Genomic DNA, 20,625 nt, shown 5'->3' with positions numbered 1-20,625 from the left:
AGGCATGCCGGGCCTCGTTGCGCAGCTCCTCGGCGGAATAGTCGGCCCGCAGCGGGACCGGTGCGGGCATGGCAAGCTCCTCCCAGTCATCTTGTCGGTCAGCTTGCCTAAAGCCCAACATATGCGACACGTCGCTGGGAATCCCCGCTATCGAGTCAGCTTCCGAAGCCGGTGGTATGAGCAGCCGGCCGGAGGCCGGCGTGTCGAAGGGCGGGTGACGGATGTCCCGGCGCCCGCCCAGTGCGACAGAAGCCGGCCCCTCTCTCGGGACGGGCCGTCAGGGAGGTGGTCGGGTCGCGAAACGGCGGCGGGAATCGCGGGCCCAAAAGCGCCCTACGCCGCCTGGCGCAGACCCAGCCGGTCCCAGACGTCGACCAGCGCCTGGGTCAGGTGATCCATGTCCGCATCCGAGTGGCAGGGATTGGGCGTGAAACGCAGCCGCTCGCTGCCGCGCGGCACGGTCGGATAGTTGATCGGCTGGACGTAGATGCCGTGGCGCTCCAGCAGCAGGTCCGAGGCTTCGCGGCACAGCGTCGGGTCGCACACCATCACCGGCACGATGTGGCTTTCGGTGTGCACCACCGGAAGCCCGGCGGCGGCCAGCTTGCGCTTCAGCGTCGCGGCGCGCTCCTGATGGCGCTCCCGGTCGATCTGGCTCTCCTTCAGGTGCTGCACGCTCGCCAGCGCGCCGGCCGCGACGTGCGGCGGCAGGGCGGTGGTGAAGATGAAGCCCGAGGAGTAGGAGCGCACGAAATCGACCATCTCGGCGCTGCCGGTGATGTAGCCGCCGACACAGCCGATCGCCTTGCCCAGCGTCGCCTCGATGATGTCCAGGCGGTGGCTGACGCCGTCGCGCTCGGCGACGCCCGCGCCGGTCGGGCCATAGAGCCCCACCGCGTGCACTTCGTCGAGGTAGGTGAGCGCGTTATACTTCTCCGCCACGTCGCAGATCTCGGCGATCGGGGCGATGTCGCCGTCCATCGAGTAGACGCTCTCGAACGCCACGATCTTGGGCCGGCTGGGATCGATCTCCGCCAGCTTGCGCTCCAGGTCCGCGACGTCGTTGTGCTTCCAGATCACCTTCTCGGCGCGGGAGTGGCGGATCCCCTCGATCATCGAGGCGTGATTGTAGGAATCCGACAGGATCACGCAGTCCGGCAGGCGCGCGCCCAGGGTCGCGAGGGACGCCATGTTGGAGACGTAGCCGCTGGTGAACAGCAGGGCGCCTTGCTTGCCGTGCCAGGCGGCGAGCTCGCGCTCCAGCTTGACGTGGTAGTGGTTGGTCCCGGAGATGTTGCGGGTCCCGCCGGCACCCGCGCCGCACCGGTCGATCGCGTCGTGCATCGCCTGCAGAACCTTCGGGTTCTGCCCCATGCCGAGGTAGTCGTTGGAGCACCAGACGGTGACCTGGCCGACCTCCGGCTTGCCGTGGTGGAGGGCGTGCGGGAAGTCCCCGGCGCAACGCTCGAGCTCCGCGAAGTAGCGGTAGCGCCCCTCCTGCTTGAGCTCGTCCAGCTTGCCCTTGAAGAACTGCCCGTAGTCCATGGTGCCACCTCGCCCCGATGCTCGGCGGACCCGGCGTGCGGGACCATGCCCGCGTGCGCCGCGTCCTTCGGATGCGTGCCCGGCGGTCCTTTAGGGCCGATCGCGCGCGGATTGGTCCGCCGATCGCTGTCCTGGGTGTCGCCGTGCGATCCGTGTCGACTTGCGTTGACATGGTGCCTGGATGAGGCCTGCGGCAGCCCGGTGTGCGCTTGCGTCGCGCACCGGTTTTCCGCAACCCCGGCACCGTGTAGCTGGGATCAGTGTGCCGTCTGTTTGCCGCGCTGCCAAGACCAAACTGTCGCGCTGAGTTGACACAGCGTGGATTTGGCGGTGACAAGTAAACCTGACACTTCCGGTCGGACTAGCTCGATCGCCCTGGGCTGGGGTTACGCCGCGGCCAGGCCTTCCCGCTGCACCCAGTCCCAGGTCTCCTCCAGCGCGGCGCCGAACGCGGCCACGATCTGGTCGATCTGCGCTGGCTCGATCACCAGCGGCGGGCAGAACGCCAGCGTGTCGCCCAGGTTGCGCAGGATCACCCCATGCGCGCGGCAGCGCGCGTCGATGTAGCCGCCGACCTTGCCGACCGGATCGAACGGCGTGCGCGTGGCCTTGTCGGCCAACAGCTCGACGCCCGCGATCAGCCCGATGCCGCGGACCTCGCCGACCAGCGGGTGGTCGGCGTAGGCGCGCAGGCCGTCCTGCAGCCGCGGCGCCAGGTCGCGCACCCGGGCGGCGACATCCATTTCCTCGTAGATCTTCAGCGTCTCCAGCGCGACCGCCGCGGCCACCGGATGGCCGGAATAGGTGAAGCCGTGGGCGAACGTGCCGATCTTGTGGGTGTTGTCGGCGATCGCCTGATAGATCTCGTCGCGCATCATGATCGCGGAGATCGGCACGTAGGCGCTCGACAGCGCCTTGGCGCAGGTCACCATGTCGGGATCGATGCCGAAGCTCTGGCAGCCGAACATCTGCCCGGTCCGGCCGAAGCCGCAGATCACCTCGTCGGCGATCAACAGCACGTCGTGCTTCTTCAACACCGGCTGGATCTTGTCCCAGTAGCCGGCCGGCGGGACCACCACGCCGCCCGCGCCCATCACCGGCTCGGCGATCATCGCGGCGACCGTTTCCGGCCCCTCGTCCTGGATCATTTGGTCGAGCTCGTCGGCCAGGCGCTGGCTGAACGCGTCCTCGCTCTCGCCGGCGTGCGCTTCGGCGTGGTAGTGCGGGCAGCCGGCGTGGCGCACGCCCGCGATCGGCAGGTCGAAGTCCATGTGGTTCTTCGGAATGCCGGTCAGCGAGCCGGAGGCGATCGTGATCCCGTGGTAGCCGCGCTTGCGGGAGATGATCTTCTTCTTCTCCGGCCGGCCGCGGGCGTTGTTGTAGTACCAGACGAACTTGACGGCGGTGTCGTTGGCTTCCGAGCCGGAGTTGGCGTAGGCGACCTTGCCCATCTTGCCGGGCGCGATCTGCAGCAGCTTTTCCGACAGTTCGATCGTCGCCGGCGGGACCTTGTGCGCGAACGAGTGGTAGTACGCGAGTTCGCGCATCTGCCCCTCCGCCGCCCGGATCAGCCGCTCCTGACCGTAGCCGAGCGCGGTGCACCACAGGCCGGCCAGCCCCTCGATGTACTGCTTGCCGCTGTCGTCGGTGACGGTGCAGCCCGCGCCCTTGGTGATGATCATCGGGCCGTGCTGCTCGTGCGCGCGCGCGTCCGTGTAGGGATGAAAGTGATAGGCGACGTCGCGCGCGGCGGGGGAGTTCGGGCGGTCCTGCTGCATGGCTTGGCTCGGCTGTCCTGCGGGCTTTCGAAGAGGTATCGACCCCTCCAGGTTACGCCCGGCAGCGAGCCGCGCCAAGCGTCGCCGAGGCCTGGAGCCGGCGCCCCCGGATTGCGGCGCTGCGGAGGCCGACAGGCGCGCGGCGGCTTGCACGAAAACTTCAACGCGCCCATTGTCAGCATCTCCGTCAAGCGATATACACGCCCGCGCTGACGGGGCGTAGCTCAGCCTGGCAGAGCGCCGCCTTCGGGAGGCGGAGGCCGTTGGTTCGAATCCAGCCGCCCCGACCAAAAAGAGCTTACGGTGGAAGCCGGTTCCCGCCTCGCGGGAGCCGGCTTCTTTCGTGTTGGCATATTTAGCTCAGCCCATTGCCCGCCGCGCCGTCCGGTCTTAGCGTCTCCATGAAGTTATAGGGCGCGTGGAGGTTTTCGATGGCGCGGCGCGGCGGGCCCGCGATCCCGCGGTACAAGGCGTACGCCGGGCCAGCGGTGCTGTCGCAGGGGTTCCGGCCGTTTTTCCTGGCCGCGGGCGTCTGGGCCGTCGCCGGCATGCTGCTGTGGTCGGGCGCGATCCTGCGGGGCGGACCGCTGCCGACCGCGTTCGAGCCCGCGGTCTGGCACGCGCATGCGATGCTGTTCGGCTTCGTCGGCGCCGCCAAGGCGGGCTTCCTGGCCACGACCGTGCCCAACTGGACCGGGCGGATGCCGCTCCAGGGCCGGCCGCTGGCCGGCCTGGTGGGGCTGTGGGTGCTCGGCCGCGTGGCCTGCGCGGTGTCGGCGGCGATCGGCGCGCCGGCGGCGATGGCGCTCGACCTGCTGTTCTTCCTGGCGCTGCCGGCCGTGCTGGCGCGCGAAGTGGTCGCCGGGCGCAACTGGCGCAACCTGCCCGTGGTCGGCGCGAGCCTGCTGGTGGCGGGCGCGAACGCGCTGGTGCACCTGGAGCCGGTGGCGGGGCTCGACGCCGGCTACGGGCTCCGGCTCGCGATCGGGGCCTACGCCTTCCTGATCGCGCTCGTCGGCGGGCGGATCGTGCCCTCGTTCACGCGCAACTGGCTGGCCAAGCGCGATCGCCTGCACCGGCCGGCGTCCGCGACGATGTCCGACCGCGCGGCGGTTGCGCTGACCGGCCTCGCCGCCGCCGCCTGGACGGCCGATCCGGGCCACGCGGCCACCGGCGCGCTGGCGGGCACGGCTGCGCTCGCCAACGCCTGGCGGCTGGCGCGCTGGCAGGGGCACCGGACCTGGCGCGAGCCGCTGCTGCTGGTGCTGCACGTCGGTTACGCCTGGCTGCCGGTCGGGCTGGGGCTGATCGCGCTCGCGGCGCTCGGCGACGCGGTGCCGGCGACGGCGGCGCTACACGCCCTGACCGCCGGCGCGATGGGGCTGATGCCGGTAGCGGTGATGACCCGGGCGACGCTCGGCCACACCGGCCGGACGATGACGGCCGGCACAGGCTCGGCCGTTCTGTTCGCGGCGATCGCGCTCGCCGCCGTGCTGCGGATCGCGGCGCCGATGTCGGGCGGCTGGTACCTGGAGCTATTGGGCGCGAGCGCGCTCGCCTGGATCGCCGGCTTCGCGCTGTACGTGGCGCTCTACGGGCCGATCCTGGTGCGGCCGCGGCGATAGGGCGGGGCGCGTCGGCGGGTTCCCCCTCTTCCGATCGGAGGAGGGGGCCAGGGGGAGGTGGTTGCCCCGGCTCGTCGCGCCACGACAGATGGATAAGCACCGCCGCGGGCAGGGTGCTATGGTGTGCAGACCTCCCTCACCCTGGCCCTCTCCTTCCAGTGAAGGAGAGGGGATCCGCCGTACCGGTGTGCGAACTGGAGGAGAAAAGCGCCCGGGCTAGAGCAAAATCGATGACGGTCGAGTCGACCTTCAGCTTGCTCTAGTACGCCCGCTCGATCGAGAAATCGAGGGCGTCGATCAGGGCCTGCTTGATCTCGCCGTCGGGGAAGACGTCCATCGCGCTGCGGGCGTCGCGGCCATAGGCGCGGGCGCGTTCCAGGCTGTCGTTCAGGCAGTCGTGCTTTTGCAGCAGCTGCATGGCGTGCGGCAGGTCGCCGTCGCGCTGGTCCATGTCCTCCAGGCAGCGGCGCCAGAACGCTTTTTCGTCCCCGTCCGCCCGCTCGAAGGCGAGCACCACCGGCAGGGTGATCTTGCCCTCCCGGAAGTCGTCGCCGACGCTCTTGCCGAGCGCTTCCTGCTTGGCGGAGTAGTCGAGCACGTCGTCGACCAGCTGGAACGCCATGCCCAGGCCGGTGCCGAAGCGGCGCAGCGCCTGCTCTTCGTCGTGCGAGCGTTCGGCCATCACCGCGCCGATCTGGCAGGCGGCGGCGAACAGGGCGGCCGTCTTGCCCTCGATCACCTCGAGATAGGCCTGCTCGTTGGTGTCGGTGTCGTTGGTGGTGATCAGCTGGTGGACCTCGCCCTCCGATATGATCGCGGAGGCGTTGGACAGGATCTCCAACGTGCGCATCGACCCGTCCGCCACCATCAGCTGGAAGGCGCGGGAGAACAGGAAGTCGCCGACCAGCACGCTGGCCTGGTTGCCCCAGACCGAGTTCGCGGTATCCAGCCCGCGGCGCAGCTCGCTCTCGTCGACCACGTCGTCGTGCAGCAGGGTCGCGGTATGAATGAATTCCACGCTGGCGGCGAGGCCGATGTGCCGCCGGCCCTGGTAGCCGCACATCCGCGCGCTCGCCAGCGTCAGCAGCGGGCGCAGGCGCTTGCCGCCGGCGGCGATGATGTGGCCGGCCAGCTGCGGGATCAGCGCCACGGGCGACTGCATGTGCTCGCGGATCACCGCGTTGACGGCCTGCAGGTCGTCCGCGCACAGCTTCTGCAGCGGCGCGATGCCCTGCTTGGCGTCGCCCTTCTCGGTATCCGTGCCCGGTGCCTTGCCCGGGGCCTGCTTGTTCGCGTCGGGGGCCACGGCCACGTCCCGGCTCCTCGCCCGTCGTCTTCTGGTCGGCGTCGATTTATCTGGTTTGCCAGCCTCGGGTATGCCGCACTAGGCCTGCGGGTCTCCGGCGTTGAGCGGGAGCATAGAGGGCATTCCAGGGGGGTCAAGGGCAGGCCAACTGCGCCAAACCCCCGCACGGAGCATGAAACGCCGACCGCCACCGCGCCTGGCGAACGCGTCCGGGCGCGGGGTCGAGCATGGGTATGAGACAGAGACATGCGCGAACTCTTGCGCACCAACGATCCGGTCAAGCTGTCCTGGATCCAGGCGCTGCTGGCCGACTCCGGGATCGAGGCGGTGGTGCTGGACACCCACACCTCGATCGTCGAGGGGTCGATCGGCGCGATCCCGCGCCGGCTGTGCGTGCTGGCCGAGGACCTGGAACGCGCCCGCCGCGTGCTCGACGAGGCGGGCGAGGAGTACAGTGCCTGGTGACCCCGCCGGCCGAACAACCCGACGGCGAGCCAGCCGTCACGCACGACCGCCTGCTGGGCGGCCGGGTCGCGCTGGCGCAGCCCGCCACGGGCTACCGCGCGGCGGTCGATCCGGTCTTGCTGGCCGCGGCGGTGCCGCTGCGGGACGGCGAGCGGGCGCTGGAACTCGGCTGCGGCGCGGGCGCGGCGGCGCTGTGCCTGCTGGCGCGGGTGCCGGGCGGGCAGGTGACCGGGCTGGAGCGGGAAACCGTGCTGGCCCGGCTGGCCCGCGCCAACGCCGCGGCGAACGGCGCGGCCGACCGGTTCGCGGTGCAGGCGGGCGACCTGCTGGACCCGCCGGCCCCGGTGGCGCGCGGCGGATTCGACCATGCCTTCGCGAATCCGCCCTATCTCGCCGCCGGCACCGCGGACGCGCCGGCCGACCGGCTGCGCGCGGCCGCCAACGTGGAGGGCGCGGCGCGCCTGCCCGACTGGATCGCGGCGCTGGCCCGGGCGACCCGGCGCGGCGGCACGCTGACCGTGATCCACCGCGCCGACCGCCTGCCCGAAGTGCTGGCCGAGATGGCGCGGGTCGCGGGCGCCCTCGTGACGTTTCCGCTCTGGCCGACCGCCGGCAAGCCGGCCAAGCGGGTGCTCGTCCAGGGCCGGGTCGGCGTCGGCGGGCCCGCAACGCTATCCGCCGGTCTGAGCTTGCACGCCGACGGCGGCTTTACGCCGCAGGCCCGCGCCGTGTTCGAGGACGCCGCTCCGCTCGCGCTCGGATAACGCCCGCTCCCGCCAAGAAGAGGACAGGGGACCCGGCGCGGCGGTTTTCTCCAAGCGCGGGCGCCGGTGTCCGTCTTTCCCAGTCGCCCGGCCCTTGGCAAAGGCCCGGCGTGCGCCCCATTTAGGCGCCATGGTACGCAAGCTCCTCTCCCGGATTCCCGGTCTTCGACGCCTCGCCGGCCGCAAACCCGTCGTCCCCGTCCTGCGCCTCAACGGCGTGATCGGGCAGGGCGGGGCGCTGCGCTCGGGGCTCACCGCAAGCGCGCTCGCCGATCCGATCCGGCGTGCCTTTTCCACGCCCGGTGCGAAGGCGGTCGCGCTCGCGGTCAACTCGCCGGGCGGCTCGCCCGTTCAGTCGGAGCTGATCGCCGGCCGGATCCGCCAGCTGGCCCGGGAGAAGGACCTCAAGGTCTACGTCTTCTGCGAGGACGTGGCGGCGTCCGGCGGCTACTGGCTGGCCTGCGCGGGCGACGAGATCTACGCCTCCAAGGCCTCGATCGTCGGCTCGATCGGCGTGGTCGCCGCCGGCTTCGGGTTTCAGGACCTGATCCAACGCTACGGCGTCGAACGCCGCGTCTACACCAGTGGCGAGAAGAAGGTGATCCTGGACCCCTTCCAGAAGGAAGATCCGGACGACGTCGCCCGGCTGAAGGAGATCCAGGCGGAAATCCACGAGCACTTCAAGGCGATGGTCCGCGACCGCCGACAGGGCAAGCTTCAGGCGCAGGAATCGGAGCTGTTCTCGGGCGCGTTCTGGACCGGCGCGCAGGCTTACCAGCTGGGCCTGATCGACGGCATCGGCGAACTGCGCCAAACCCTCCAGGGCCAGTACGGCGAGAAGGTGCAGCTGCCGGTAATCGAGCCCAAGCAGTCCTGGCTGAAGCGCAAGCTGGGCAGCGCGTCGCTGGGTGCCCTGCCGGCCGGCTCCGGCGCCGGCAACTGGGCGGGCGACCTCATGTCGGCGGCCGAGGAGCGCGCGCTTTGGTCGCGCTACGGTCTGTAGGGCGGCGGCGCGCCGCCGCGGCCGCTTGACCGGCACGCGGCGCGTGGGCCAAATGCGGCTATGTTCTCGTTTTCGAAACTGCTCGTCCTCGCTGGCGTGATCGCGGCCGTCTGGTTCGGCTTCAAGTACGTCTCGCGCCTGCAATACCAGCGCGAGAAGAACGCCGAGGCGCGCGACCGCGTCGAGCGCCGGCGCGACGGCGAGACGGTCGATCCGCCCAAGCGCCGGGAGAAGGCGCAGGACATGGTGCAGTGCCCGGCCTGCATGGCCTACGTCGCGCCCAAGGGCGCCCGCAACTGCGGCCGGCCCGACTGTCCGTATTGATCGCGTTTGTACGCCCGGCGCTAAATCCCCTCGCCCTTGAGGGGAGAGGGAGGGGCCCGCGCCCGTCAGGGCGTGGGCGGGTGAGGCTGGGACTCCTCGGAGATCGCCCGGGAGTCCCACCCTCACCCTAGCCCTCTCCCGTCAAGGGAGAGGGAACCCACCGATACCGACGTTTCCCGCCCCAAACGTCCCCGACGTGCGGCGTTGATTCGGCGTATCGTCGCGGCTAAGGTCCGCGCCGTTCCCGCAGTGCACCAAAACCGGCGGCAGCCCCGCTCGATCGGCGGGGGCTGAAGACCCCGGCGAACCGCTAGGCAAACGACGCGATGCCCGCAGAAGCCGGCAGCCAAGGCCGCGACCCCCAGCACCACGACCCCGAGACCTGTTTCCAGCGCCTGCTGCTGAAGCTGCAGACCTATTGGGCGGAGCGCGGCTGCGTGCTGCTGCAGCCCTACGACATGGAAGTCGGCGCGGGCACCTTTCACCCGGCGACCACGCTGCGCGCGCTCGGGCCGGAGACCTGGAACTGCGCCTACGTCCAGCCGTCCCGGCGGCCGACCGACGGGCGCTACGGCGAAAACCCCAACCGGGTGCAGCACTATTATCAGTTCCAGGTGCTGATGAAGCCGTCGCCCAAGGACGGCCAGGACCTCTACCTCGGCTCGCTGCGCGCGATCGGAATCGACACCCGCGCCCACGACATCCGGTTCGTCGAGGACGACTGGGAAAGCCCGACGCTAGGCGCCTGGGGCCTGGGCTGGGAGGTCTGGTGCGACGGCATGGAGGTCAGTCAGTTCACCTATTTCCAGCAGGTCGGCGGGATCGACTGCGACCCGGTGTCCCTGGAGCTGACCTACGGGCTGGAGCGCCTGGCGATGTACGTCCAGGGGGTGGAGAACATCTTCGACCTGGACTGGGACGGGGTGCCGAAGGACCGGGGCGGCAAGACCTACGCCGACGTGTTCCTGCAGAACGAGCGCGAGTTCTCCGCCTACAACTTCGAGGAAGCGGACACGGGCGTGCTGTTCCGCCATTTCCAGGATGCCGAGAACGCCTGCAACCACCTGCTGCGGCGCGACCCGCCGCTGTCGCTGCCGGCCTACGACCAGTGCATGAAGGCGAGCCACCTGTTCAATCTCCTGGACGCGCGCGGCGTCATCTCGGTGACCGAGCGGGCGAGCTACATCGGCCGCGTGCGCAATCTGGCGAAGGGCTGCTGCGAGGCCTGGCTGGCCAGCCGGACGGCCACGACCGGCGCCGGGGAGGCGGCCTGATGCCCCAGTTCCTGCTCGAGCTGCGCAGCGAGGAAATTCCCGCGCGCATGCAGGCCAAGGCGTGCGCCGATCTGCAGAAGCTGGCGCAAGAGAAGCTGAAGGCCGCCAGCCTGAGTTACGAGACGCTGGCCAGCTACGTCACCCCGCGGCGGCTGACGCTGGTGGTCGACGGCCTGCCGGATAAGCAGCCGGACACCCGCGAGGAAAAGAAAGGCCCCAAGGTCGACGCACCGCAGAAGGCGATTGAAGGGTTCCTGCGTTCGGTCGGCCTCAACGCCATCGACCAGGCCGAGCGGCGCGAGACCGACAAGGGCACCTTCCTGTTTCACGTGCGTGAGATCGCCGGCCGGCCGACGGCCGAGGTGCTGGCGGAGATGGCGGCCGAGCTGCCGATGGAGCTGCCCTGGCCGAAGTCGATGCGCTGGGCGGAGACGACCCAGCGCTACGTCCGCCCGCTGCACGGCGTGCTGGCGCTGTTCGACGGCGCGGCGGTGCCGGGGCGCCTGGACCTCGGCCGCGGCGAAGCGCTGGAGTTCACCACCCAGACCCGCGGCCATCCCTTCATGGCGCCGGAGCGGTTCGCGGTAGCCGACTTCGACGACTACCGCGACAAGCTGGCGCGCGCCGGCGTCGTGCTGTCGCACGCTGACCGGCGGGAGCGGATCCGCGCTTCGGCCGAACGCGCCGCGGGCGATGCCGGCCTGCGCCTGCGCCCCGACGACGGCCTGTTAGACGAGAACGCCGGCCTGACCGAGTGGCCGGTGGTGCTGCTGGGGCGGATCGAGGACCGCTTCATGGCCCTGCCGCCGGAGGTGCTGCAGGTCTCCATGCGCACCCACCAGAAGTATTTCGCCACCGAGACGCCGGACGGACAACTCGCCAATCGCTTCATCGTGGTGGCGAACATCGAGACACCGGACGACGGGGCGGCGATCGTCGCCGGCAACGAGCGGGTGCTGCGCGCCCGCCTGGCGGATGCCGAGTTCTTCTGGCAGACCGACCGGCAGCAGCCGCTGCGCGACCGCGTGGCGCAACTGCACCAGGTGGTGTTCCAGGAACGTCTCGGCACGCTGCACGACAAGGTGGAGCGGATGCAGACGCTGGCCGCCGGGCTCGCGGAACCGGTGGGCGCCGACCGCGACAAGGCGCGCTCCGGCGCCTATCTGGCGAAGGCCGATCTCGTCACCGGCATGGTCGACGAGTTCCCCGAGCTGCAGGGCCTGATGGGCAGCTACTACGCTGAGGCCGACGGCGAGGCGCGCGAGGTCGTGCGCGCGGTCGCCGAGCACTATTCCCCGCTGGGCCCGTCCGACGCCTGTCCGAGCGCGCCGGCGAGCGTTGCCGTCGCGCTCGCCGACAAGCTGGACACGCTCGTCGGCTTCTTCGCCATCGACGAGAAGCCGACCGGCTCCAAGGACCCCTACGCCCTGCGCCGCGCGGCCCTGGGCGTGGTCCGGCTGATTACCGATAACGGCTTGCGCGTCGGCCTGCGCGCCGCGCTGAAGGAGGCGCACGGCCTGCTGCCGGAGGCGGTACGCAGGAATTCCGCCCCCGCGACCGTGGCGGATCAGGTGCTGGCGTTCCTGACCGACCGGCTGAAGGTGGTGCTGCGCGACCGCGGGGTGCGCCACGACCTGATCGCCGCGGTGTTCGCGGTCGAGCGGCCCGAGGGCGGGCCGGAGGACGACCTGGTCCGCCTGCTCGCCCGGGTGGACGCGCTGCGCGCCTTCCTGGAGACGGACGACGGGGCCAACCTGCTGGTGGCGTACCGCCGGGCGGCCAACATCGTCCGGATCGAGGAAAAGAAGGACAAGCAGGCCTACGACACGCACGTCGCCGAGGACGCGCTCCAGGAGGCCACCGAGGCGGAGCTTTACCGCGCGCTCACGACCGCCGCGAACCAGGCGAACGCGGCCCTGGCGCAGGAGGACTTCCAGGCGGCGATGCGGGCGCTGGCCGACCTGCGGGCGCCTGTCGATGCGTTCTTCGAGGGCGTCACCGTCAACGCGCAGGATCAAACCCTGCGCGCCAACCGTTTACGCCTGTTGAAGCGGATCGGGACGACCTTGGCCCAGGTCGCCGACTTCTCGAAAATCGAAGGGTAGGAAGAGACCATGACCAAGTGGGTCTACAGCTTCGGTCCGAACGGCTCCGACGGCCGCGAGGACATGCGTCAGCTGTTGGGCGGCAAGGGGGCGAACCTGGCCGAGATGGCCTCGCTGCATCTGCCGGTGCCGCCCGGGTTCACGATCACCACCGAGGTCTGCGCCTACCAGATCCAGCACGGCGACTATCCGGACGCCCTGGCGCAGCAGGTCCGCGACGCGCTGCAGAGCGTCGAGCAGGAGGTCGGCCACAGCTTCGGCGATCCCGAGAACCCGCTGCTGGTCTCCGTGCGCTCCGGCGCGCCGGTGTCGATGCCGGGGATGATGGACACCGTCCTTAACCTTGGACTCAACGACGACACGGTGGCCGGCCTGGCGCGCAAGTCGGGCGACGAGCGCTTCGCCTTCGACAGCTACCGCCGGTTCATCCAGATGTTCGGCGACGTGGTGCTGGGCTGCGAACACCACCGCTTCGAGGACGCGCTGGAGCAGTACAAGGACGGCAAGGGCGTCACCCTCGATACCGAGCTGTCCGCCGACGACTGGCGCGAGCTGATCGAGGAGTACAAGGCGATCGTCAAGGAAGACGTCGGCCGGCCGTTCCCGCAGGATGTCCACGCCCAGCTGTGGGACGCCGTGGGGGCGGTGTTCGGCTCCTGGATGAACCAGCGCGCCAAGACCTACCGCCGCCTGCACAACATCCCCGAGGAGTGGGGCACCGCCGTCAACGTGCAGGCGATGGTGTTCGGCAACATGGGCGACGACTGCGCGACCGGTGTCGCGTTCACCCGCGACCCCTCGACCGGGGACAACGACTTCTACGGCGAATACCTGCCCAACGCCCAGGGCGAGGACGTGGTCGCCGGCATCCGCACGCCGCAGCCGCTGACCGAGCACAGCCGGCACAAGAACGAGACCGACCTGCCGTCGATGGAACAGACCATGCCGGAGGTCTACCGCCAGCTGTGCGACGTGCGCGCCAAGCTCGAGTCCCACTACCTCGACATGCAGGACATCGAGTTCACGGTGCAGCGCGGCACGCTCTACATGCTGCAGACCCGCACCGGCAAGCGCACCGCCAAGGCCGCGCTCAAGATCGCCGTCGACATGGTGCGCGACGGTCTGATCGGGCAGGCGCGGGCGGTCCAGCGGGTCACCCCGGGCTCGCTCGACCAGCTGCTGCACCCGACCCTGGATCCGGAGGCGGAAAAGGACGTGATCTCGCGCGGCCTGCCGGCCTCCCCGGGCGCGGCGTCGGGCACCATCGTGTTCACCGCCGACGAGGCGGAAGCGCGCGCGGAGAAGGGCGAGAAGGTGATCCTCTGCCGGGTCGAGACCTCGCCCGAGGACATCCACGGCATGCACGCCGCCGAGGGGATCCTGACCACCCGCGGCGGCATGACCAGCCACGCCGCCGTGGTCGCGCGCGGCATGGGCCGGCCCTGCGTCGCCGGCGCGGGCGAGCTGCGGATCGACTACACGTCGGGCACGATGCGGGTGCGCGACGTCCAGCTGCAGGCGGGCGACACCATCACGCTCGACGGCGCCTCCGGCGAGATCATGCGCGGTCGGGTGCCGACCGTGGAGCCCAAGCTGTCCGGCGATTTCGCCACGCTGATGAGCTGGGCCGACGAGATCCGCCAGCTCAAGGTGCGGACCAACGCCGAGACGCCGAACGACGCGCGTACCGCCGTCAAGTTCGGCGCCGAGGGCATCGGCCTGTGCCGGACCGAGCACATGTTCTTCGAAAGCGACCGCATCCTGGCGGTGCGCGAGATGATCCTGGCGGACAGCGCGGACGGCCGGCGCAAGCCCCTCGAGCGCATCCTGCCCATGCAGCGCGACGACTTCGCCGAGCTGTTCCGGATCATGCGCGGCCTGCCGGTGACGATCCGCCTGCTCGACCCGCCGCTGCACGAGTTCCTGCCGCGCGAGGACGCGGAGATGGAGGAGATGGCGGAGGCGACCGGGCTCCCAGTCGAGGAGGTGCGGGCCCGCGCCAACCGCCTGCGCGAGACCAACCCGATGCTGGGCCACCGCGGCTGCCGGCTGGGCGTGACCTATCCCGAGATCTACGAGATGCAGGTCCGCGCGATCTTCGAGGCGGCCTGCCAGGTCGCCCAGGACGAGGGCGAGACGGTCGAGCCCGAGATCATGATCCCGCTGGTGGCGATCGACCGCGAACTGAAGCAGCTGCGCGCGCTGACCGACCGGATCGCGGGCGAGGTCATGGACAAGCACGGCCGCCGGGTGAACTACCTGGTCGGCACCATGATCGAGCTGCCGCGCGCCTGCATCACCGCCAACCACATCGCGCAGTATGCCGATTTCTTCTCGTTCGGCACCAACGACCTGACCCAGACCGCCTACGGCATCAGCCGCGATGATTCCGCGTCCTTCCTGCCGTCCTACGAGCACCAGGGGATCATCGACCAGGACCCGTTCATCACCATGGACCCGCACGGCGTGGGCGCGCTGGTCGAACTGGCCGCCGAGCGCGGCCGGCGGACCCGCCCCGACATCAAGCTCGGCATCTGCGGCGAGCACGGCGGCGACCCGGACTCGATCGCGCAGTGCCAGGAGATCGGCCTGGACTACGTCTCCTGCTCCCCCTTCCGCGTCCCGATCGCCCGCCTCGCCGCCGCCCAGGCTGCGCTCAAGGCCGGCAAGAGCCAGGGCGCGGGCCAGAAGCAGGCGGCGCAGTAGCGGCGCTCTACGAATTTATCCCCTCTCCTCCACGTGGGAGGAGAGGGCTAGGGAGAGGAGGTAACGCGCGGCAAATCCCCGTCGCACCACCTTACGGTGTCCGTCCCTTTCCGCCGAAAGGGAGGAGGCCGTCCGCGCACTATTCTATACTTCGGGCAGCGTACACGCTGTGTAGGGCGGTTTGGCTGCCTGAGCGGGCCACTGCCGTGTAGGCGTTTAAGTTAGTCGTGGGTACCAGCGCGAAAGCGCCATGACCAATCTTTGACGACTCAGTTGTTTTCAAACCATATTAAGCCTCGATAGTAATTTTGACGTTTGAGGGGTCGACGCCAAAAGACTCTGCTAATAACGCTTTTGCTTCGGGGATGGTTAGACGCGCGGTTTCGTCATCGCGGTCGACCTCATCCACGGAACTGAGGTCTTGGTGTCCGACGTTCTGTAAGGGGATGCGGGCGATGGGCGGCGTTTGCCTTCCCGCGCCCGCGCCTACGCGTGTTACCGGACTTGTCGCTTCTTCTTGGTAGAGAGAAATCCAAATTCCTCTTCCAACTTGTAGCGCGTAACCTGCGGCTTTCCGCGCTTTGACGGCGCGTGCGAACCGTTCCCGCATTTCGTCGCCATCCAAAAGGTGCACTAGAGCGGTCTTTGGATGGTGACGATCATCGACTGACGAGGCGACGACGAAGTCGACTTTAGGCAACGTTCCGAACTCATCACGCTCGTTGATCCTAGGGAAAGCGATCCACTGGTCTTGTGTCGTTCGAATCGACACGATCCGGGCGTCAGTTCCTTTCTTGATGCGCCGGAGACTAGACTTACCGGTCCCGGGCATCCGCTCGACGGTCCAACCGTTTTGCTCCAGCGCTTCCACTGCTGCACGCTGAAGCTGGTTTCGGATGGTCGTTTTGCTCTCGGTTTGCGAAACGTTTGTCATTGGTTCCTCCATGTTAGCCTCAAGGAAAACACAGAGACAAATGTTTTGTCGAGGGAGAATCCGAGCCGCACGGAGCGACAGGTCTGCCCCATTAGGAAATCCGATTTATGGAATCTCGACGCATGTGGGTTGAATTGGGCTAGAAGGACGGGTGCCCGCGCCATCCATGTTGCACCACCTCACCTTGTCCCTTTCCTCTCACAGAGGACAGGGCACCCGCCGCGCCACCCGTCAGGCATCCTTCGAGACGGTTGGCTTCGCCAACCTCCTCAGGATGCAGTTGTTGGGCATTCAATACTTTAATATAACTTCATGCTACGGAGCGGCCCGCGAGGGGCGCGTCTCGACGCATGCTTGACGGCGATCCACCCCGCGCCCTGACGCATTCCCCGTCACGCATGCGTGACCCTGCGGCGCGTTGAAGCCCTGGCGCCGGTGCCCCATCTGCCAAGGCAGCGTTCACGAGAGAGGCGAGGGCCCGGATGCGCGTCACCACCAAGCCGGTCAGCGAGTATCCCTGGTACATCCGGCCGTTCTTCTGGAAGCAGAAGCGCAAGTACGGGCAGGTGCTGGAGCCGGGGCTGGTCTGGGGCCGCTCGCCCAAGCTGTTCATGGGCGTGGCGTTCCTCTACGGCATGATCGAGCGCGCGCGCAACCCGCTCGAGCCCGCGCTGCGCTCGCTGGTCACGGTGCGGGTGTCGCAGATCAACCACTGCCGCTTCTGCGTCGACGTCAACTCCGCCACGCTGATGAAGCGCGGGATCGGCGAGGAGAAGGTGGGCGCGCTGGAGGACTGGCGGAACAGCAACCTGTTCGACGAGACCGAGCGCGCCGCGCTCGCCTACACCGAGGCGGTGACCCGCTCCGACCAAGAGCCGGACGACGCGATCCACGCCGAACTGCGCCGGCACTTCGACGAGGACGCGGTGGTCGAGCTGACCGGGCTGATCGCCTTCCAGAACATGTCGAGCAAGTTCAACGCCGCCCTCGACGTGCCGCCGCAGGGCTTCTGCCGGCTGCCGCAGACGGGCCCGCAGGCGCCCCAAGGCGGCCGGCACGCCCCCCAGGCCGGCGAGTAGCGGCGTTCGGGCTTTGCGAACCGCCGCCGCGATTACCTGTTGTCGCGCGCGGCCTTGCGAGGTTACAACTGACGTCGTGCATAGGCGCGGCTGACGTGTTCGGTCCACGCTAGGCCCGCGCGTTTCGCCGACTTCGAGGATCATGGTGAAGCAGACCGCCGCCACCGATCGGAGCGTTTTCGCCGCCGCGGCCCCGGCCGCCGGGCTGGCGCGCGACGGTGTGCGTCTGCCCGCCGACCGTCTCCTCGGCGACACCCTCCTGCTGCTTATCTGCCCCTGAACGCTCTGGCGCGTCAGTCGCCGGGGTGCGGGCGTTCAGGGGGAGACGGCGACAAGCAGCACCCCAGTCGAAATCGGCCAACAGTCGAAATCACCGACATTTTGTGGCACCAGGTCGCCTGGCCGATCCAGGATCGTGACCGGGCCACCCGGCCAAGGGCCGCCGCGACGTGTGCCGCCAGCCTGGCGCACCCGGCCCGGACGCCGACGGGACGAGGAAGGACGCGAGACACCGCCATGACGACGCAGCCCGAAAACCACACCACGCCGGCGCACGATCGACGCTTCGGCGAAAACCACATCACCATCTTCGATACCACCCTGCGCGACGGCGAGCAGTCGCCCGGCTGCTCGATGAACAAGGAGGAGAAGGTCCAGGTCGCCAAGGTGCTCGACGCCATGGGCGTGGGCGTCATCGAGGGCGGCTTCCCGGTCTCCTCCAACAGCGACTTCGAGGCGGTCAGCGAGATCGCCCAGGTGGTGCAGAACGCCCAGGTCGCCGGCCTGGCGCGCGCCCGCCCCGCGGACATCGACCGGGCGTGGCAGGCGCTGCAGCACGCCGCCAATCCGCGCATCCACACCTTCCTGTCCACCAGTCCGCTGCACATGAAGTACAAGCTGCAGATGGACCCGGAGGACGTCTATCAGGCGGTGATCGACAGCGTCACCTACGCCCGCAACCTGTGCCCGAACGTCGAGTGGTCGCCGGAAGACGGCACGCGGACCGACCACGCTTTCCTGTGCCGCTGCGTGGAGGCGGCGATCACCGCGGGCGCGCGCACGATCAACATTCCGGACACCGTCGGCTACACCGTGCCGGACGAGTTCCGCGACCTGATCCGGATGCTGCGCAACCGCGTGCCGAACATGGATCAGGCGATCATCTCGGTGCACTGCCATAACGACCTGGGGTTGGCGGTCGCCAACTCGCTGGCCGCGGTCGAGGCCGGCGCCCGGCAGGTCGAGTGCACGATCAACGGGATCGGCGAGCGCGCCGGCAACGCCGCGCTGGAGGAGATCGTCATGGCGCTCAAGACGCGCCAGGACATGATGCCTTACGACACCAACGTCGACAGCACCTACATCACCAAGGCCTCGCGCCTGGTCTCCGGGATCACCGGCTTCAACGTGCAGCCGAACAAGGCGATCGTCGGCAGGAACGCGTTCGCGCACGAGTCCGGCATTCACCAGGACGGCATGCTGAAGAACGCCGAGACCTACGAAATCATGACCCCGGAGAGCGTCGGCCTGAAGCGCTCCACGCTGGTGATGGGCCGGCACTCCGGCAAGCACGCGTTCAAGACCAAGCTGAAGGAACTGGGCTACGAGCTGTCGGATAACGAGCTCAAGGACGCGTTCCAGCGCTTCAAGGACCTGGCCGAGCACAAGAAGGAGGTGTTCGACGAGGATCTGCTGGCGCTGGTCGACGACGCGGTGCTGCGCCACAACGACCACATCCGGTTCGTGCGCTTAGGCATCAACTGCGGCAACGACGGGCCGCAGACGGCCGACCTGGAGCTGGAGGTCGAGGGCGCGCGCAAGCGCGTCACCGCCGAGGGCTCCGGCCCGGTCGACGCGACCTTCACCGCGATCCGGCAGATCTGGCCGCACGAGGCGACGCTGGAGCTGTACCAGGTGCACGCGGTCACCGGCGGCACCGACGCGCAGGCGGAGGTGACCGTGCGCCTGGAAGAGGACGGCAAGACCGTGAACGGCCAGGGCGCCGACTACGACACCCTGGTCGCTTCCGCCCGCGCCTACGTCAACGCGCTCAACAAGCTGATGGTGAAGCGCCAGAAGTCCGTCCCGCCGGAAGAAGCCGCGGACGCGCTGAGCGCGTAAGGCATGCTGTTGCACGGCGTATCGGCGGGTTCCCTCTCCTCCGCGTGGGAGGAGAGGGAATCAACTCTGACGGCGTCCAGCCAAACGCCATGCTCGCACAGCGCCGCGGCGGGTCCCTCTCCCTTAAGGGGAGAGGACAGGTGAGGGTGAGACTCCCCGGCTATATCCGAGGAGTCTCACCCTCACCCTCCCACGCGCCTGACGGCGCGTGGGTCCCTCCCTCTCCCCTCGAGGGAGAGGGGCTTACCGTTTGGGGCGCTGCTGTGCCCGGCGTCCAACTTCCGCGCCTCTACCCCCCATCTGTCGACAAAATCCTTGCCGGGCCGGGGGAGAAATCGTTAATCGGGCGCGCGATCCTTTAGCGTGCGTTAACCATTTAGGGCACACTCTCGATCAAGTGAATCGGCTGCGGGTGATCCGGCGACTCCGTCCCGGACGGCGGCGCGCGGCCCAGGCGTGGTCCCAGGGAGTTTCAGAGCCACTATGTTTTCCCGTCTTCTCGGCGTCCTCAGCGCGGACATGGCGATCGACCTCGGGACCGCGAATACGCTGGTCTACGTCAAGGGCCGCGGCATCGTCCTGAACGAGCCCTCGGTGGTGGCGATCGCCGAGCAGAAGGGCAAGAAGCAGGTCCTCGCCGTCGGCGACGAAGCGAAGATGATGCTGGGCCGTACGCCCGGCAACATCCAGGCGATCCGGCCGCTGCGCGACGGCGTGATCGCCGACTTCGAAGTCGCCGAGGAGATGATCAAGCACTTCATCCGGAAAGTGCACAACCGACGCTCCTTCGCCTCGCCGCAATGCATCGTCTGCGTGCCCTCCGGCTCCACCGCCGTCGAGCGCCGCGCGATTCAGGAAAGCGCGGAGGCCGCGGGCGCGCGCCGGGTGTTCCTGATCGAGGAGCCGATGGCGGCCGCGATCGGCGCCGGCCTGCCGGTGACCGAGCCGACCGGCTCGATGGTCGTCGACGTCGGCGGCGGCACCACCGAGGTCGCGGTGCTCTCGCTCGGCGGTATCGTCTATTCGCGCTCCGTGCGGGTCGGCGGTGACAAGATGGACGAGGCGATCATCGCCTACATCCGCCGCAACCATAACCTGCTGGTCGGCGAGGGCTCGGCCGAACGGATCAAGAAGCAGATCGGCTCCGCCTGTCCGCCCGAGCACGGCGAGGAGGGGCGGACCATGGAGATCAAGGGGCGCGACCTGATGAACGGCGTGCCTAAGGAACTGGTGATCTCCGAACGGCAGATCGCGGAATCGCTGGCCGAGCCGGTCGGCGCGATCGTCGAGGCGGTGAAGGTCGCGCTCGAGCACTCCGCGCCAGAGCTGGCGGCGGACATCGTCGACAAGGGCATCGTGCTGACCGGCGGGGGCGCGCTGCTGGGCAACCTGGACTATGTCCTGCGCGCGTCGACCGGCCTGCCGGTTTCGATCGCGGACGATCCGCTGTCCTGTGTGGCGCTCGGCACCGGTCGTTGCCTGGAAGAAATGAAGACGCTCAAGAACGTCCTCATTTCGATGTACTAGGTGAATCGCGAAAAATCCTAGCGCGCCGCACGTCCGTTGTTTAATCCTTAACCGTTGTTGTCTACGTTG

16 protein-coding genes and 1 tRNA gene are annotated in these 20,625 nt (G+C 68.9%); 13 read left to right on the top strand and 4 right to left on the bottom strand.

What is annotated here, in order from left to right; all coding sequences use genetic code 11:
• Positions 1-333: 333 nt before the first annotated feature.
• On the bottom strand, positions 334-1,545 hold the full coding sequence (gene hemA, locus CKO28_RS10705; RefSeq protein ID WP_200340770.1) for a 5-aminolevulinate synthase: 1,212 nt from the start codon (positions 1,543-1,545) through the stop codon (positions 334-336).
• Between the two features lie 386 nt (positions 1,546-1,931).
• Positions 1,932-3,323: an aspartate aminotransferase family protein gene (locus tag CKO28_RS10700; protein WP_200340769.1), complete on the bottom strand. Its 1,392-nt coding sequence runs from the start codon at positions 3,321-3,323 to the stop codon at positions 1,932-1,934.
• Between the two features lie 213 nt (positions 3,324-3,536).
• On the opposite strand from CKO28_RS10700, the gene CKO28_RS10695 reads away from it, so the two are divergent.
• Both CKO28_RS10695 and CKO28_RS10690 read left to right on the top strand, forming a co-directional pair.
• Positions 3,537-3,613: transfer RNA gene (locus CKO28_RS10695), tRNA-Pro, on the top strand.
• 141 nt (positions 3,614-3,754) lie between these two features.
• The gene (locus tag CKO28_RS10690) at positions 3,755-4,948 is read left to right on the top strand and encodes an NnrS family protein (protein ID WP_200340768.1); all 1,194 of its coding nucleotides are present in this window, start codon (positions 3,755-3,757) and stop codon (positions 4,946-4,948) included.
• A gap of 259 nt (positions 4,949-5,207) precedes the next feature.
• Here CKO28_RS10690 and CKO28_RS10685 read toward each other — a convergent pair whose 3' ends face one another.
• Positions 5,208-6,260: a polyprenyl synthetase family protein gene (locus CKO28_RS10685; protein WP_338050101.1), complete on the bottom strand. Its 1,053-nt coding sequence runs from the start codon at positions 6,258-6,260 to the stop codon at positions 5,208-5,210.
• Positions 6,261-6,500: 240 nt separating this feature from the next.
• Here CKO28_RS10685 and CKO28_RS10680 point away from each other — a divergent pair, with 240 nt between their 5' ends.
• From CKO28_RS10680 to ppdK, 7 genes are all read left to right on the top strand, one after another.
• The gene (locus CKO28_RS10680) at positions 6,501-6,719 is read left to right on the top strand and encodes a putative signal transducing protein (RefSeq protein ID WP_200340767.1); all 219 of its coding nucleotides are present in this window, start codon (positions 6,501-6,503) and stop codon (positions 6,717-6,719) included.
• Positions 6,716-7,483 carry a methyltransferase gene (locus tag CKO28_RS10675; protein WP_200340766.1) on the top strand — a complete coding sequence of 256 codons (768 nt, stop codon included), beginning with the start codon at positions 6,716-6,718 and terminating at the stop codon, positions 7,481-7,483. The genes CKO28_RS10680 and CKO28_RS10675 overlap by 4 nt, the downstream gene beginning before the upstream one ends.
• Before the next feature lie 130 nt (positions 7,484-7,613).
• Positions 7,614-8,486, top strand: coding sequence for a S49 family peptidase (locus CKO28_RS10670; protein ID WP_200340765.1), 873 nt, complete (start codon positions 7,614-7,616; stop codon positions 8,484-8,486).
• A gap of 60 nt (positions 8,487-8,546) precedes the next feature.
• On the top strand, positions 8,547-8,810 hold the full coding sequence (locus CKO28_RS10665; protein ID WP_200340764.1) for a hypothetical protein: 264 nt from the start codon (positions 8,547-8,549) through the stop codon (positions 8,808-8,810).
• Positions 8,811-9,136: 326 nt separating this feature from the next.
• A complete protein-coding gene (locus tag CKO28_RS10660; protein ID WP_200340763.1) occupies positions 9,137-10,084 on the top strand; it encodes a glycine--tRNA ligase subunit alpha in 948 nt (315 codons plus the stop codon).
• The gene (glyS, locus tag CKO28_RS10655; RefSeq protein ID WP_200340762.1) at positions 10,084-12,189 is read left to right on the top strand and encodes a glycine--tRNA ligase subunit beta; all 2,106 of its coding nucleotides are present in this window, start codon (positions 10,084-10,086) and stop codon (positions 12,187-12,189) included. Before CKO28_RS10660 ends, glyS begins: the two co-directional genes overlap by 1 nt.
• A 9-nt stretch (positions 12,190-12,198) precedes the next feature.
• Complete coding sequence (gene ppdK, locus CKO28_RS10650; RefSeq protein ID WP_200340761.1) at positions 12,199-14,895, top strand: pyruvate, phosphate dikinase; 2,697 nt, start codon at positions 12,199-12,201, stop codon at positions 14,893-14,895.
• A 289-nt stretch (positions 14,896-15,184) separates the two neighbouring features.
• Here the strand turns inward: ppdK and CKO28_RS10645 are convergent, their stop codons facing one another.
• Positions 15,185-15,829: a hypothetical protein gene (locus tag CKO28_RS10645; protein ID WP_200340760.1), complete on the bottom strand. Its 645-nt coding sequence runs from the start codon at positions 15,827-15,829 to the stop codon at positions 15,185-15,187.
• 482 nt (positions 15,830-16,311) lie between these two features.
• On the opposite strand from CKO28_RS10645, the gene CKO28_RS10640 reads away from it, so the two are divergent.
• The 4 genes from CKO28_RS10640 (at position 16,312) to CKO28_RS10625 (ending at position 20,556) form a co-directional block, all read left to right on the top strand.
• Positions 16,312-16,908 (top strand): carboxymuconolactone decarboxylase family protein, encoded by a 597-nt coding sequence (locus CKO28_RS10640; RefSeq protein ID WP_200340759.1) that lies wholly within the window; start codon positions 16,312-16,314, stop codon positions 16,906-16,908.
• 142 nt (positions 16,909-17,050) lie between these two features.
• Positions 17,051-17,188, top strand: a complete 138-nt coding sequence (locus CKO28_RS10635; RefSeq protein WP_200340758.1) for a hypothetical protein — start codon at positions 17,051-17,053, stop codon at positions 17,186-17,188.
• A gap of 236 nt (positions 17,189-17,424) precedes the next feature.
• Positions 17,425-19,029, top strand: coding sequence for a 2-isopropylmalate synthase (locus CKO28_RS10630; protein ID WP_200340757.1), 1,605 nt, complete (start codon positions 17,425-17,427; stop codon positions 19,027-19,029).
• Positions 19,030-19,512: 483 nt separating this feature from the next.
• The gene (locus tag CKO28_RS10625) at positions 19,513-20,556 is read left to right on the top strand and encodes a rod shape-determining protein (RefSeq protein ID WP_200340756.1); all 1,044 of its coding nucleotides are present in this window, start codon (positions 19,513-19,515) and stop codon (positions 20,554-20,556) included.
• Positions 20,557-20,625: the final 69 nt, after the last annotated feature.

Source organism: Rhodovibrio sodomensis (assembly GCF_016583645.1).
In the GTDB taxonomy this organism is placed as follows: Bacteria; Pseudomonadota; Alphaproteobacteria; order Kiloniellales; family Rhodovibrionaceae; genus Rhodovibrio; species Rhodovibrio sodomensis.
The sequence above is the reverse complement of the archived record's forward strand: the minus strand, read 5'-3'. Positions and strand labels throughout refer to the sequence as shown.

Coding starts and splice junctions, on each gene's coding strand:
- hemA (WP_200340770.1), bottom strand. CDS start 1,545: ATGGACTACGGGCAGTTCTTCAAGGGCAAGCTGGACGAGCTCAAGCAG.
- CKO28_RS10700 (WP_200340769.1), bottom strand. CDS start 3,323: ATGCAGCAGGACCGCCCGAACTCCCCCGCCGCGCGCGACGTCGCCTAT.
- CKO28_RS10690 (WP_200340768.1), top strand. CDS start 3,755: ATGGCGCGGCGCGGCGGGCCCGCGATCCCGCGGTACAAGGCGTACGCC.
- CKO28_RS10680 (WP_200340767.1), top strand. CDS start 6,501: ATGCGCGAACTCTTGCGCACCAACGATCCGGTCAAGCTGTCCTGGATC.
- CKO28_RS10670 (WP_200340765.1), top strand. CDS start 7,614: ATGGTACGCAAGCTCCTCTCCCGGATTCCCGGTCTTCGACGCCTCGCC.
- CKO28_RS10665 (WP_200340764.1), top strand. CDS start 8,547: ATGTTCTCGTTTTCGAAACTGCTCGTCCTCGCTGGCGTGATCGCGGCC.
- CKO28_RS10660 (WP_200340763.1), top strand. CDS start 9,137: ATGCCCGCAGAAGCCGGCAGCCAAGGCCGCGACCCCCAGCACCACGAC.
- glyS (WP_200340762.1), top strand. CDS start 10,084: ATGCCCCAGTTCCTGCTCGAGCTGCGCAGCGAGGAAATTCCCGCGCGC.
- ppdK (WP_200340761.1), top strand. CDS start 12,199: ATGACCAAGTGGGTCTACAGCTTCGGTCCGAACGGCTCCGACGGCCGC.
- CKO28_RS10645 (WP_200340760.1), bottom strand. CDS start 15,829: ATGACAAACGTTTCGCAAACCGAGAGCAAAACGACCATCCGAAACCAG.
- CKO28_RS10640 (WP_200340759.1), top strand. CDS start 16,312: ATGCGCGTCACCACCAAGCCGGTCAGCGAGTATCCCTGGTACATCCGG.
- CKO28_RS10635 (WP_200340758.1), top strand. CDS start 17,051: ATGGTGAAGCAGACCGCCGCCACCGATCGGAGCGTTTTCGCCGCCGCG.
- CKO28_RS10630 (WP_200340757.1), top strand. CDS start 17,425: ATGACGACGCAGCCCGAAAACCACACCACGCCGGCGCACGATCGACGC.
- CKO28_RS10625 (WP_200340756.1), top strand. CDS start 19,513: ATGTTTTCCCGTCTTCTCGGCGTCCTCAGCGCGGACATGGCGATCGAC.